This window comes from Nostoc sp., from assembly GCF_054880495.1.
The window spans coordinates 1-14998 of record NZ_JBTYKD010000242.1 but is presented as its reverse complement, the minus strand read 5'-3'; the positions used below and the strand labels follow the sequence as shown (position 1 = coordinate 14998).

Here is a 14998-nt window from a genome sequence, read left to right as displayed (position 1 = left end):
GATCGCACCGACACTCGTGTCCCGATATGTGGACACACCGTTATTATATAACGCTCCGGCGCAACACATCAGAATTAATGACATGAACTACTAGTTACCTGATTTATCCACCATACATCCTGTGTAGGCGTAGCCCGTCGTAGACATCGCACAGCTTCAAATCCGGCTGCACCCATATTCGCGTCTACGCTACCAGCAGCATACTCACGAATATATGGCTCCTCAAAAACATCATTAAGCCATTCTAACTGACGCAGAGTTTTTTGATTCCCATCTAAAATTAATACTTGCCCTCCATTTACCAGCAACCGGAAGCTTTCCCGCAGAATTGCTAAGGAAACCGCATCTGGTGTTTCACGAAATAACAAAGAAGCTGTCACTAAGTCAAATGTTGCATCTCTGAAACCTGTTTTTTCAGCATTTCCGTGTCGCCAGACTATATCTAAAGCAGCATTTCTTGCTTTATCTTCTGCCCTTACCAGCATATAGGGTGATAAATCCAAAGCAATAAATTCCGCTTCCGGGAAAGCCTGCTTTAACATTAAACTAGTGGAACCTGTGCCACAGCCTAAATCAAGTATGCGTCGTGGTTTTACCTTGACGCCATCAACTAAAGCCTGACGGACAATACTCTCATTCGGTGGCAAAACATATTGGGTAATCGGATCGTAAGTAACTGCTGCACCGTAATTGAGATATCCGCCAGCAATACCGTGAAAGTTTTGGTTGCTGTAGTAGGGGGGAATTGTGACATCATCTCGTCGATAGCGATGTCTACGACGGGCTACGCCTACGCACTCCTTCTCCCAGTCAATACTATCAGCGTAACGCTTCAAGCCGTCTTCATCAATCAAAAGACGCACTACAGGGGATAAAAAACGTTCCCAAATTGTATCTTGACGCACTGCGATATTCTGTGAGAACTCTAAGGGGCTATTTAAGCAGAGTGATTTCCTTTACAAATTTTAATACATCTGGAAAATATCTGCTTTCTTTGGAGCGATCGGCTTGACGTTTGTAATCTATATTATTACAATCTGTATTATCTAAATGTAACTCCTAAAAGTAGTTCTTCAGGTTTACGAAAATTGAGGGAGAAAAGTGAAAGACAAAACAACATTTAAATTGCTACAACTAACTAGGTAGTGGGTTATAAAGCAATACGGTTCGGATAAGATCCCCCCGCCTGCGGCGACCCCTTAAAAAGGGGGTAAAAGAGGGTTATGAGCAAGCCTTTTTAAGGGGGGTTGGGGGGGATATTCAAAATATTAAGACGCTAACCGAACCGTAATGGGTTATAAAGCATAGCGATAATTATCATAGCCCTATGCCCAATCCAAAATCTAAAATTTAAAATCCAAAATAGAAAAAATTATGCCCTACGAAAAGTTAGAAATTAGTACATCAACACCCGTTTTTTCTTGGGCAAATCACTCTTTAGGCCCAGAAGAAACTAAGATGGCAAAGAATGTGGCATCGCTACCATTTGTGTTTAAGCACGTAGCCTTGATGCCAGATGTTCACTTAGGAAAAGGTGCCTTAGTGGGTTCTGTAATTGCGACCAAACAGGCAATTATACCGGCTGCTGTCGGTGTGGATATTGGTTGCTTCATAGGAGATACCTTAATTCCTTTAGTAGATGGTAAATCCTATCGTATTAAAGACCTAATGGATTGGGGTAAAGAGTTTATTGTTTATGCTTGTACGCCAACAGGAAAAATCGTTGCGGCTCAAGCAACTGCTAAGTTGACTAGACGGAATGCTCCACTGGTGAAAGTGATTCTGGATAACGGTGAAGAAATTATTTGTACTCCTGATCACCAATTCATGCTTCGGGACGGAACCTATAAAGAAGCTCAGTTGCTTCAAGCCGCGACTTCCTTAATGCCCTTTTACTCCAAGACTGACAAAGATGGCTACACCCTGATTACTCAGCCATACTCCAGCAGATGGCAAAAAGCACACTGGATTGTTGCCAGGTCTGGGTTACTCGGCAAGATTCCCAGATTTGAGGGACAGAAAACAGTTATTCATCATCAGAATTTCGAGGAATCCGATAATCGACCAGAGAACCTTGAATTCATGGGTAATTGCGATCATTCTTCTTACCACCGCTCTCTAGTGGAGCATAACCAACACTGGCAGTCTGCCGAATTTGAAGAGAAAAGAGTTGCTTCCCTTGCTCAAAAAGCAAAAACTCCAGAAGGATACCAATACTATGCTGAACGTGGAACTAGGAATATCCTTCAGTACATGATACAGCAACCAGAGCATTTTAAAAATGCAGTTGCAGGTGATGGTAATCGGGGTAAACAATATCTAGTTAAATATAACAAGAGTGAAAAAGGGAGAGAAAAGTCTCAAGAGATTGCTAACCGATACTATAGCTGTGAGATTTGTGGTGTAGAGGTCAAAACTCCAATTGGACTCCACAATCACCGCAGAAAACAACATCAATGCAATCACAAAGTTGTAGCAGTAAATCCCCTAAATTACACAGAGGATGTTTACTGTCTAACAGTACCAGAGTACCATAATTTCGCGCTGAAAGCTGGGGTATTTGTTCATAACTGCGGGATGAGCGCTATCAAAACATCATTTACCGCCGAACAACTAGAAGGTAAACTGAAGAAAATCCGCCTGGATATTGAAGCAGCAATTCCTACTGGATTCAACGAAAACAAAGACGTTGAGAAATCTGTCACCAACTGGCAATCCTGGGATGATTTTAAAGACTTGCATCGCGGGGTACAAGACCTACAAAGTAAAGCAATGAAACAGATGGGTTCTCTCGGTGGAGGAAACCACTTTATTGAAGTGTGCCTTGATACAGAGAATCAAGTTTGGCTAATGTTGCATTCTGGTTCGCGCAACATTGGCAATAAACTAGCCCAATGTCATATTCACACAGCCAGAGAATTAGCAAAAATGGCAGGTAATAAATTATCTGACCCTGATTTGGCTCACTTTGTCGCTGGTACGCCAGAATTCCAAGCATACTGGCACGATTTGCAATGGTCACAAAACTATGCGCGTGTCAACCGTGATGTGATGATGGCGCGTTTTAAGCACATAGTTGAGAAGCATGTAGCAGGTGGGAAGGCAACTAAACCTTTATTGCAGGTTAATTGTCATCACAATTACGCCGAAAAAGAAGTGCATTTTGACGAGGATGTATACGTTACTCGTAAGGGTGCAGTTCGCGCCCAGACTGAAGATTATGGGATTATTCCTGGTTCGATGGGGGCGAAATCTTTCATCGTTAAGGGTAAAGGTAATGCCCAGAGTTTTTGTTCTTGTTCCCACGGTGCAGGGCGTTTCATGTCTAGAAATAAAGCAAAAAATGTCTATACACTTGATGATTTGATTGAGCAAACAAATGGTGTAGAATGCCGTAAGGATGAAGGTGTGTTAGATGAAATTCCTGGTGCTTACAAGCCGATAGAACAAGTTATGGAAAATCAAGCGGATTTGGTTGAGGTTGTAGCAACACTTAAGCAAGTTCTTTGTGTGAAGGGATAAATTTCTCGGGTGGGTAATGCCCACCTTTTTTATTTTTTAAACGCAGAGGGGCGCGTTCGCAAAGCGTCTCGCAGAGAAGGGAAGCGCAGAGGTACGCTGAGGAAGAAATAATTGTTTTAAGTGAATTGACTGAATAAATAGGGTCATTTGCTAGCGCTAGCGAAAATAAATTAATAGTGTAATTTTGTCACCCATTAGCTTACTATATTTTTTGTAGTAGCTCACAAGTTATTAGGCAACATGAAATCTGAACAACTCTCAGCCATTCATGTGGCAAGCGGAAATCTTGTGCCGATGAGTAGCAAACCTCCTATTTTGTCCAGTACTAATCACTGGAATGGGATTGTGCTTGAACAGCACCATTTACCCGCCTTTGAATGTCCAGAACTTTGCTTACAGCAGCACAGCATTAATATTTGGCTTGGTAATTCATCTCAAATAGACTGGCGACTAGCCGGTGGAAGGTTGCACAGTACGCAGATGAGGAGAGGTTGGGTAAATGTTACTCCAAAGGGGATTCCGACTCAAGCCCGTTGGCATCAGGAAATAAAATTTCTCTTAGTCTCTTTTGATTCGAGTCTATTTAAGAGAGTAGCAGATGAACTGATCGTTGGGAGCTATCGCACTATCGAAATTATTCCACAGCGCGGAGTCTGCGATCGCCAAATACTTCATCTGGGAATGGCACTCAAAGCAGAGCTTGAAGCCGGATGTCCATCTGGTAAACTATATGGTGAATCAGTTGCTATTGCTCTAGCAGCCCATCTCCTCAAAACTTATTCTGGAACACGGCAACTAAATTCACAGTTTGAGGTTAATCTTTCTGAGCATCAATTACGGCAGATAATTGATTATATTTATGACAACTTAGCACTAGAATTAACGCTGGCAGAACTGGCTTGTCTAGTGAATATGAGTTCCTATTCATTCTGTCGTTGCTTTAAACGTCTAATGGGTATTTCTCCGCATCAATACGTCATTCAATGTCGGATTGAACGAGCTAAATTTTTACTTACTTATACTCAGTTACCTATTATCGAAATTGCACTTCAAGTTGGCTGTTCTAGCCAAAGCAACTTTACTACCATTTTTCGTAAGCATGTAGGAATCCCACCCAAAGCATATAGAGAAATCATATAATTTTTGGAATTTTGCAAGATTTAAACATTTTGAAAGCAAGTTTTCAGAAGACAGAAGTTTCACTCACAATTTATTATCATAATTGACCAGTGAAAATCGAGAATATCATGCAAAATACCCAATACGAACAACAGTATAAGAAAAAAGTAATTGATTTCTTCGATAGCAGAACTAGCTACGACAACGATTATATAATTCATCGCGCTCTGCCTCTACTAGATTTAGTTCAACTGCAAAAGGGACAAAAAGTATTGGATATGGCAACTGGCACAGGTATCATTGCCATTGCTGTTGCACAAATTGTTGGTTCTGAAGGAAAAGTAACTGGAGTAGATTTTTCTTCAGGAATGCTAGCTCAAGCACAATATAAAATTGAAGAATTAGGTCTGCAAAATATCGAACTCATTGAAGCTGATGCTGAGTATATCGACTTCAATGATGAGAGTTTCGATGTAATTCTTTGCTCTACAGCGATAGTGTATTTTAAAGATATTCCTGCAGCTCTACGTAAATGGTATCGTTTTCTCAAACCAGGCGGAGTTATGGGTTTTTCTTGTTGCTCTGAAGAATCTTGTGGAGCGCCACTCATCATCGAGATTTGTGACCAATATGATATTTTGCTGACAAATATCAATGAGCCAACGGGCACTCCTGAAAAGTGTCATCATCTACTTGCAGAAGCTGGTTTTAAAGATATTGAAGTTAAGATCCAACAACTAGGTTTATATCGCAATTTAGAGCAAGCTAGAGAATGGAATGGAGGATGGTTTCATCCTAGAGAAAATCCCTTGTTACAAGTTTCATCAGAGCAAATGGCAGAATTAAAAGCAGAGTATCGTCAAAAAATTGAAGCAGAGGCAACAGAGCAAGGAGCTTGGTATGAAAATCTGACTTTTTTTGTAACTGGTCGAAAGGCTTGAAGCAGGTAAGAGTGGTGTGCAACTTAGCAAAAGGAGAATAGTAGTAATGTTTGATAAAGTTAATCTGGATGAGTATGATTAGTTATTGTTTGTTGTTAGCGCTACTCTACGACAAACTGCTGCTCGCTGGTAGCGCTAACATTTAAATTTGGTGTCTTTTCAAAATTACATTGTCAAAGATTGAGGATTCGTCTCAATCAATTTCGCTAAATCTTGCAAGAACGCCGCAGCATGGGCACCGTAAATAATCCGGTGGTCAGAAGTAATATTGACTTGCATTTGTTGCCGTACACTAAATAAACCGTCGGGTGTTGCTACCACTTGCGGACGGGATGCCCCGATCGCTAAAATTGAACCTTGTCCAGGCGGCAAAATCGCATCAAATCTATCTACGCCAAACATCCCCAAATTTGACAGGGTAAAAGTACCACTGTTGTATTCTTGAGGCTGTAATTGTTTTGCCCTGGCACGTTCTACCAAAGATTTCCAAGTACGCGATAGAGAATAGATATCCACTGCATCGGCATTTTGCAGCACAGGCGTAATCAATCCGCCATCATCCATCGCTACTGCTACGGAAATGTTGATATCAGAATGATAGACAATGCCCTGCTCTGAGTAGCTAGCATTTAACAATGGGTGTTTTTGCAACGTCACTGCTACAGCTTTCGCCAGTAGCGCTGTCATTGTCACGCCTTTGGATTTAATTTGTTTATAAAGTTTGTCTAATCCATCGGTGGTAATTGTATAACCGACACGGAAGACGGGCACGGATATGGTGGCTACCATATTCCGCACTACGGCATTTTGGAAGGTACTTAGAGGCACGATTTGACCAGGAACAGCCGCTACCACTGGTGTGGGTGCTGGTGTCCGAGGTGCTGGGGGTGCAACTGGGGCGCTGATTGGTACGGGTGCTGCTGGGGCAGTGGCGGGTTGTTTGCCCTGATTCGACAATGCTTCTACATCTTCGGCGACAATGCGACCGTGGGGACCACTGCCTTCGAGTGTAGTTAAATCAACTTTCAGTTCTTTGGCTAATTTACGGGCGCGGGGTGAAGCTACAAGCCTTCCTTCTTTGTGGTTAGACCCGTTTTGAGACGCTAAGGCAGGTGTTGCAGATGAGGCTGTGCCGGCGGTGATTGGTTCAGGGGAAGAGGTAGCACTAGCAGCCACGCCGCCGGAATTGGCAAGAGATTTCGCCTGTTCAATTTCAGCTTCCGTTTCAGCTATGAAGGCGATCGCAGATCCTACCGGGGCAGTTTCACCAGCTTCAACTATAATATGGGCAAGAAATCCCTCATAAAAGGTTTCTACATCCATATCTGCCTTATCTGACTCTACAACCACCACTGTTTCGCCTTTTTCCACCTTGTCACCTGGCGATTTCACCCAGGAAACGATTTTGCCTTCGGTCATAGTAGAACTCAGCGCCGGCATAAATACTTCGTGAATGCTCATAGGGTGGTTTGGGAATCAATGGTTTATGGACTTTAACAGCTTTTGTCAGATTGAATTGTATCTTGGTGGGAGAGTTTTGGACTGGAGATTTTATATTTTGGTTGGGGAGTGGGGAGTGGGGAGTGGGGAGTGGGAAGTGGGGAGTGAGGAGAAGAATCCTCGTACCAATAGGCGCGAGGAGGTGTCAAATTCCTCTCATAACCACTCCTTAAGATACAGAAGCTTCTCACAGATAGAGGATATGGGATACAGTTCAATCTAGAATTCAAAATTGATAATAAACCTATTTGAAATTCCTGTTTACTTTTATGTCGCCCAAGTTGAAATTCTTTTTGATTGTGATACTAACTATCTTTGCCACTGCTGGTGCTGGAGTTTATATTATCCAGCGCCAGCCATCTGCACCGATTATTGAGACTAATCATGGGCAAACCCAGCAGGTGGCAGCAATCCATCAGTCTCAAGAGGTTGTGGGATACTTAGAGCGTTCAGATTATAAAAATATATCTCTAGAAAAAATCAACTCATCTCTCCAAGGTAGTGATCCTGCTACCCTCGCCCTGAATGCCTTTGACGACATCGCATCAGTGGGAAGAACGCGAAAGGTAGAGGTAGCTTATCCGCAACGAAATCAGTCCTTTGTGACGATTACGCAAATCAAGCGGGGTGATGATTCAGTTGGTACAGTTAAATATCGAGTTGAGATGACCACCTTTGGGCGATCGCTTTTTATTAGCTCTCCTCCAGTGTGGCAAATTGTTTGGGCTGGAGTGAGGGATTAAGCTGTTATGTATACAACTTGCACAATCAGGGCAGGCAAGACTTCGGCGTGAGCGCTCAGTCGAACGCTGCCCACCCCACAACCATGTTGAAAAAATATTAGTGCAAATTAAAGGCGCAACAGCTTAGTTAGGAGTTAGGAATTAGTTAGGAATTTAAACTCATAACTCCGCCAATTTTGGATTTTGGATTTTAGATTTCAGATTTTTCCTTTAATCCAAAATCCAAAATTCAAAATCTAAAATTGAATAACTCCTAACTATTTAAATGTCGCCGCGAATTTCTTCTACAACACCATCGCGCAGAACGATTTCGACCTGCATTTTGCTAATGAGGTTATCACCGATTTCTACCCGGAAAAAGCCTTCCATTTGGAATTGGTTAACTTCCTGATCCTGTTGAAGAAACTGCACTTGCTGGAGGTTTTGCAGCAACTGATTTTTCTGCTCTAGCAGTTCACTTTTCTTTTCATTGACTTGGAGTTGGATATTGTCAATTTGTTGGAGGGTCTGGGGTCCAGGTGGTTGCAGACTCTGTTTTTGAATTGCCGCCACCGCTCTTTGTCCTTCGACTTCTAGCTGTTGCAGTTGCTGGTCGATTTGATTGATCTGCGTTTGCAGCTGCTGTTGTACTTCCTCTTTCCACAGGGGAGTAACAATGACTTTGACGTTAACGACGCGTTTCAGAAGCAAATTAGATTTGGAGACATCCATAAATGTTTCACGTTCACTCTTGTAGTTAGCAGGTGGAATCATCAGGCAAACATGCCGTCAATAATATCGCGATAGCGTTCGGTGACGACGTGTCGGCGAACTTTCAGTGTTTGTGTCATCAAGCCATTTTCGATGGAAAACTGTTCCAGAATGAGTTTAAACGTTCCGATGCGGTCATCCGGTCGAAAGCCTGGACGATTTTGCACTTCCCGATTCAATTCTTGCCGAAATAAATCCTGGATCATTTTACTCTGCAAGTCAATTTTTTGACTAAATGAGGAAGTAACCTGATCATTCTGCGTATCCAGTGTCAGATTCTGGCTTGCTGCCCATTTTTCTAGGGCTTCGAGATTGGGGACAATTAAGGCTCCCAGGCTGCGCTGATCTTGGCCGACGAGCATAATTTGATCAATGTATGGCGATCGCAAACACGCATCTTCGATCGGCTGCGGCTCGATGTTTTCCCCGTTAGTCAATACAATCGTATCCTTTGCCCTGCCAGTCAGCACTAAATCATCTTGTGGTGTCAGCCAGCCCAAATCGCCGCTATCAAACCAACCCTCAGCATCAATTGCTTTCGCTGTCGCTTCGGGATTTTGGTAATAGCCTGGCATTATCTGCGGCCCCCTCAACAATACTAAGCCTCGTTTCTCTATTGGTAAAAGCGCTTTTGTCTCAGGATCTACAATTTTAGCTTCTGTAGCCGGAAGTGGTTGTCCTGATGCACCAATCAAATTTCGCCAAGGACGCCGCACATGAGTAACAGGAGAAGTTTCTGTCAAGCCATAGCCTTGCAAAATCTGCACACCAATAATTTCAAAGAAGTTATCTATGTGTCTGGGAAGCGCACCCCCGCCGCTAATCATCTGCTTAACTTCTCCTCCTGTGGCTTCTCGCACCTTGGCATAAACCAGTCGTTCTCCCAAGGCATGGAGGGGTAATAAAGCTGATGCTTGTATCCTAGCTGCTAATCTTTCGACGGTTGAAGCATGAAGATTATTTAAATTCAACCCTTGAGCAACTCGCTGCGCTTTGATATATTTTTCGCTAATGCCCAATAAAAAGTTAATTAGGCGTTGCTTATTTGCTGGTTGTTCGCGGAACTGCTTTTGAACTCCTTCATAAATCGATTCCCACAGGCGGGGTACACCTACCATGTAGTTCGGTTTAAATTGTCTTAAATCTCCTTTCACAGAGCGCAAGTTGGTATAAACTTGTGTACAACCTTGAGATAGTAGGTAATATTCAACAGTTCGTTCGTAGCTATGCCAGGAAGGTAAGATACTGAGAACCATATCGCCCACCTTTGGTTGCAATACTGTCCCAAATGTTGTTACTTGGTGCATCAAATTGTTATAAGACAGCATCACACCCTTAGGTTTGCCTGTGGTGCCAGAAGTGTAAATTAGCGTTGCCAGAGCCTCACGATTTTGCTTGACTGGCACAAAATTATGATTTACCCCAATTTCAATCAACTGGGCAAAGTTCAGCACCTTTAGGGTTTGGTCTGTTGGTGGTGCTTCATCCGAAAGTAAGATTACCACTTGAATTGGTAAATCATTGAGGCGATCTTGGAGTTTTTTAAGTGTCTTTAAATCCTCAAGTACCAGTGCCGTAGTGCCACTATTAGCGATGATAAACAGCAGTTCTTGTTTTTCCGCTTGGGAGCTACGCACCACATCAACTCCCCCAGCCGTCATTATCCCTTGATCGGCAATAAACCAGCGAGGACTGTTGTCAGCAATTAGAGAAATGCGATCGCCTACCTTTATTCCCAACGCCTGCAACCCAGTAGCAAATAGTTGTATTTGCTCTGCTAGCTGGGTATAACTAATCACTACCTCTGGTTTAGCGTGAGGGCTACGGAGGGCGATAACATCACCAAATTGTTGAGCTGCCAAAGGCCAAATTTCTGGCAGCGATTCTACATTTGTGTAATCTACCAACCGCTTTAATGCCTGCCGTTCTCGCTCACTGATGTTAGCTAAAAAAGAAGACGCGGTTTGGGTTTTTGACATAACACCTTACCTAAATATCGTAAACTGATCGTTTTCCAGTTTATTTTGTTATTACGCTACAATGACCATCCTTATTATCCACATTCCCTTCTGTATATGATAATTCCAGGAATTCCACGTTTATATTTACAAAAATTTATGTTAAAGTTAATTTACATAGAGTGCAAGCAATACGATTGTGTTTGCATCTAAGAACAGCGATCGCCTACGTTTCACAGGAGATGATTACCTATGAATTTCATAGACACTATACTGCTAACGCTTCTCAATATTGCTGCTTGCGTGGCGTTCCCTAGACTTGTAGCTATCCTTGTGGCTGATAAAACCAAACTTACTGAAGCGTTGCCCAATGGTTCCAAATTACAAACAGCCAGAGTCGAACTTACGAGTTTTCCTTATTGTACAGCTTATGGATTGACAGGTAGCCAATTCTGTAAATTCAGTCCTGATTTCTGTGCCAAGTGTTCTCCGAATTGATGGACTGTTTGCAAGTAAAAATTCCTCAGTACCTCCGACGACCAGCGATTAAATTAAGTCTTTCTCATTTCGCCAAATCTCTTATATTGTTAGTAGTTTGCGCTGTCTTTGCTAAAGCGCAAACTACTAACCCAGCAAATCAAACTTGAGAGACTACTACCAGAACATTTAATTAAATTTACATTGCTTAATATAATTTAATTTATTCTTGTATACTTACTTAGAATCAAGTAATTTTCAAGCTGAGTCAGTATAATTACCAATTGAGTAAAGCTACAGATATAAGTAATATAACAATTGACATAACAATTGTTAAATCTATTACATGACAGTCAAGCAGCTTATAATGCCCAAGCAGCAAGAACTTGGTCACTTTATTCAGAAACTTCACAAACTTCTAGCAGGCTGTCAAGTCAACTATGCTGGGTAAATCAGTTTGTAGTGAGGACTTTAGTCCTTACGTGTCAACTTAAGGTAAAAGTCATGCCCCGCAAGGAACTGAAGTTCCTTGCTAATAGCAAAAGTCTTGTTTTGATGACTAAAATATGCCCAAAAATTTTTAGTCTACTTCAGTAGACTTTAGCTAAAAGCCAAAGAACTTTAGTTCTAGGCGGGTGAGTCAAACCTTCACTTAATCTATTTCTAGGCTTTTGTTGACACCAATGCTTTAGTCCTTAGAGGATGTTTTAAAAGTAGTTGGCTGTAATTTTAGGCACTTGTTGATTCCCCCTAACCCACGCCACTTGCTCAACTTGGGGAGACCCCCATGAGTAACTGGCGTGGATTTAGGAGTCCTATAAAACGTTTTGCTACCGACCAGAGGACTTTTAAAACATCCTCTTACGTTAAGCACTTAAGTGCTTACTACGTACCAGGCATTAGCTTCACAGAGTACTAGTAGTCTGTCAAAGAATTTATCTACTGTTAAAGTTGAATTGACAGAGTACTAGTACACCACTACGTAAATAAACCACCCATTTGAAATGTCTAAAACCCTTATGCAATGGTAATTAAAATTAACCTAATGAGGATGAAATTACAAAAAATACTGCTAATTTTTTTGATTATCAACGCATTACAATGATTAGTTAAAATAACAGGTTTCACTATGAATCGGAAACAGATCACAGAATTTTCTCTCCAAGATGGCACGAAGTTTTTAGCTGAAGTTGATGAACCAGAAAATAGTAATTCTCTTGTACGTGTTGCCAGACCAGACACAGGGCAAATGGTAGTTGAAGCTAAAAAGAAATTTGACGAGGTCTTAGACCAAATACAACCTGTAGCTTCAGCGATTATCACCAAACTGAGTAAACTTAATACACCTGCTGATGAGGTAGAGGTTAAGTTTGGGATTAAGTTAAATGCTGCTGTGGGTGCAATTTTTACTTCTGTAAATGGTGAAGCTAACTACGAAATAACCTTGAAATGGAAGCAAGACAAGGCATAGTATGGTAGTGAATACAGATAATTATATTCAAACTTTTAGGTCAGCGATCGCTCGGATTTTTCATGCTAATGGTGCGGTAATTGGTGTAGGTTTTTTAGTCTCTGGGCGAACTCAAAATTACATCATGACATGCGCTCATGTTGTTACCTCTGCTCTATCTTTGCCAGAGAATATAGTTGAAGCTCCTAGTAATGATATTTATTTAGATTTTCCCCTAATTGCATCAGGGCAACAACTAAAAGCTAAAGTTATTTTTTGGCAACCTGTTGTCAGCAATGCATCAAACTTCCAACCTGAAGATATTGCCGGGTTGCAAATAGAAGGACAGTTACCTCAAGAAGCCCAACCTATCAAGCTAATAAGAGCTAGCAATATCTGGGAGCATCCTTTCCGCATATTCGGTTTTCCTAACGGACACAATGATGGCGTTTGGGCCACAGGGGTGTTGCGAGACGGCCAAGGGAAGGGATGGGTGCAACTCGAAGATAGTAAAGTAACTGGCTACAGGGTAGAACCGGGTTTTAGTGGTGCGCCGATATGGGATGAAACCCTTCTAGAAGTGGTTGGTATGGCAGTGGCGGCGGAGAAGCGGCGAGAAGATATTAAGACTGCTTTCATGATTCCTGCTGATGTATTGCTTAAAGCCTGGGATGAAATAGCCTTGTCGATTTCGTCAAAGGCACATACTCAGACTATTAACAGCAGAGTACAACAACTCAAAATCAAAACTTGGCAACAACGCTTTGACGTTCTAAGTAGTGATTATGAGGCGGCTTACAATCAACTCAACTATACACTTAGCGCGAGCGATCGCAATATCATCCAACGCCAAATCAATACCATACTACAAGAACTTGAGCAACTAGAAAGCGAACTTAATGCCATAAACCATTAATTTAATACCTAAATGCCATGAAAAAATCTTCAGATTTACGAAATGACTATCTAGAGCAGTTAATAGCCAATTTAAAAACTGAGATTGAAAGTATCAGCAAACAAATCTCGCGGACGCTTAATGATGTAGATAAGAACAAATTACAAAGACAACTTGATGATAAATTTAATGAAATAGAAAAAGCTGAATCAGAATTAAACCAGCTAAATCAACAATCTGTAGAGCTTGAGCCTGATAAGATTCCATTTACCAATCGTGATGCTGCAATTAATGAAATTACAGCAACTAATTCTCCTCCTTATCGTCTGGTAACAGCACCAGAAGGTTACGGGAAAACAGAACTTCTCAAACAGATATTGGGACGTTTTCAAGAATTACAGTGGTGTTGTACTTACGCTTCTATTTCTAGTTATGAAACTATTGAAGACTTAGAAAAACGATTAGCAAATTCTTTACAACTTCCGCTCCCAGAAGGACATCAATTAAGTTGGGGAGAGCGTTTAGGTTTACTATTGCATAGAAATTGGGCTACTAAATGGCAATCTCAGGGCAAAAAAGGTATTGTGTTGCTAATCGATCTGGATGGAAATGCCCCACAAAAGCAACGTTTAAACGAACTTTTTAACGACTTTAAGGAATTTGCATGGAGAATTGAAAAATGTTTGAAAGAATTACAGTTTTTTAAAGAGAATTCCCGGAGACTTCGAGTTGTGATTGCAGCTCGCTGTCTGGTTGATCTCCCCTCAGATCGAATTTTTCCGAAACTAACACTCTCTCCTTTTAACTGGGAAGTAATTGAAGATACAGCAACAAAATATCTCAACTCGAGCAAAATGACTTCTGAAAGTCTTGCTCTACTGGCAGGACACTTACTGTATTTAACTGGTGGACATCCAGGGGGAATTGCTGAAGCACTAAAAGTTTATCGGGGTGGTGGTTACACAGTTAATTTGTTTATAAACAGTTATGGCAATCAATTATGGGAAAAAAATCTCAAAAAATGTAGAGATCAAATTAGAGAAAGTTTGACAAAAGAAAATAATCATTTGTACGAATCCATTGAAAAATTGAGTATATTCCCCATAATAAATAGTACTTGTATATTAAAGGAAGCCGTTCGGAGATTTCAGTTACCTTTTAGTGATGATAGTTTTAAATTAAATGCTGAACTGACAAAGACATCTATTTTTACTCGTGATAAAATGGTTATCAAAGATGGCATGACACGGCGGTTACTAGTTATTGGTCTTCTCCGAGAAAGTTCGCCTGGTAACTTTCAAGAGCTTTGTAGTGAAGCAGCTGATATCTGCTTGAAATATATTCATGAACTTAAATCAAAGAATGATTCTGCTGCTGCGGGTATTTGGTCTATGCAGTACTTTTTTCAAATTCTTCAGCAACATGCTGGATTTATCAATTTTGGCCCTAATAGTTTAGCTTATCGACAAGAACTCCGCAAAGATTTCTTTGATAAAACCGTTGAAGAGACTCTGGGAATATTCCAAAATACAGATAGAGAGCAAATCCATGATTTTCTTTGTACCCTTAAATCTGAAGTAGAAAATGACTGGGAATTTCAGTTTGTTGTCAATTACTATCTGCACAATGAGGAATATAATGAT

At 41.2% G+C, this 14998-nt stretch carries 12 protein-coding genes; 8 read left to right on the top strand and 4 right to left on the bottom strand.

All coding sequences use genetic code 11. The features are described from left to right. Positions 1–74: 74 nt before the first annotated feature. The gene (locus tag ACYTXL_RS22840) at positions 75–911 is read right to left on the bottom strand and encodes a class I SAM-dependent methyltransferase (protein ID WP_461926722.1); all 837 of its coding nucleotides are present in this window, start codon (positions 909–911) and stop codon (positions 75–77) included. Positions 912–1374: 463 nt separating this feature from the next. On the opposite strand from ACYTXL_RS22840, the gene ACYTXL_RS22835 reads away from it, so the two are divergent. From ACYTXL_RS22835 to ACYTXL_RS22825, 3 genes are all read left to right on the top strand, one after another. Next, positions 1375–3522 (top strand): intein-containing RctB family protein, encoded by a 2148-nt coding sequence (locus tag ACYTXL_RS22835; protein ID WP_461926720.1) that lies wholly within the window; start codon positions 1375–1377, stop codon positions 3520–3522. A gap of 240 nt (positions 3523–3762) precedes the next feature. Beyond that, entirely contained in the window at positions 3763–4662 is a 900-nt protein-coding gene (locus ACYTXL_RS22830; RefSeq protein WP_461926719.1) for an AraC family transcriptional regulator, read from the top strand. Positions 4663–4769: 107 nt separating this feature from the next. Further along, a complete protein-coding gene (locus tag ACYTXL_RS22825) occupies positions 4770–5582 on the top strand; it encodes a class I SAM-dependent methyltransferase (protein ID WP_461926721.1) in 813 nt (270 codons plus the stop codon). A 165-nt stretch (positions 5583–5747) separates the two neighbouring features. Here ACYTXL_RS22825 and ACYTXL_RS22820 read toward each other — a convergent pair whose 3' ends face one another. After that, positions 5748–7043: a dihydrolipoamide acetyltransferase family protein gene (locus ACYTXL_RS22820; RefSeq protein ID WP_461926718.1), complete on the bottom strand. Its 1296-nt coding sequence runs from the start codon at positions 7041–7043 to the stop codon at positions 5748–5750. A 308-nt stretch (positions 7044–7351) separates the two neighbouring features. On the opposite strand from ACYTXL_RS22820, the gene ACYTXL_RS22815 reads away from it, so the two are divergent. Further along, complete coding sequence (locus ACYTXL_RS22815) at positions 7352–7825, top strand: hypothetical protein (RefSeq protein WP_461926717.1); 474 nt, start codon at positions 7352–7354, stop codon at positions 7823–7825. Between the two features lie 261 nt (positions 7826–8086). On the opposite strand, the gene ACYTXL_RS22810 is transcribed toward ACYTXL_RS22815, so the two are convergent. Together ACYTXL_RS22810 and ACYTXL_RS22805 are read right to left on the bottom strand one after the other, a co-directional pair. Further along, complete coding sequence (locus ACYTXL_RS22810) at positions 8087–8536, bottom strand: YlqD family protein (RefSeq protein WP_292803498.1); 450 nt, start codon at positions 8534–8536, stop codon at positions 8087–8089. Positions 8537–8577: 41 nt separating this feature from the next. Then, the gene (locus ACYTXL_RS22805; protein WP_461926716.1) at positions 8578–10554 is read right to left on the bottom strand and encodes an AMP-dependent synthetase/ligase; all 1977 of its coding nucleotides are present in this window, start codon (positions 10552–10554) and stop codon (positions 8578–8580) included. A 231-nt stretch (positions 10555–10785) separates the two neighbouring features. Between ACYTXL_RS22805 and ACYTXL_RS22800 the strand changes: the two genes are divergently transcribed. From ACYTXL_RS22800 to ACYTXL_RS22785, 4 genes are all read left to right on the top strand, one after another. Then, the gene (locus tag ACYTXL_RS22800) at positions 10786–11031 is read left to right on the top strand and encodes a hypothetical protein (protein WP_461926715.1); all 246 of its coding nucleotides are present in this window, start codon (positions 10786–10788) and stop codon (positions 11029–11031) included. Between the two features lie 1108 nt (positions 11032–12139). Further along, a complete protein-coding gene (locus tag ACYTXL_RS22795; RefSeq protein ID WP_461926714.1) occupies positions 12140–12481 on the top strand; it encodes a CU044_2847 family protein in 342 nt (113 codons plus the stop codon). A gap of 1 nt (position 12482) precedes the next feature. Continuing rightward, the gene (locus ACYTXL_RS22790; protein ID WP_461926713.1) at positions 12483–13376 is read left to right on the top strand and encodes a trypsin-like peptidase domain-containing protein; all 894 of its coding nucleotides are present in this window, start codon (positions 12483–12485) and stop codon (positions 13374–13376) included. A 17-nt stretch (positions 13377–13393) separates the two neighbouring features. After that, the coding region (locus ACYTXL_RS22785; RefSeq protein ID WP_461926712.1) for a hypothetical protein at positions 13394–14998 on the top strand (1605 nt) is incomplete at its 3' end.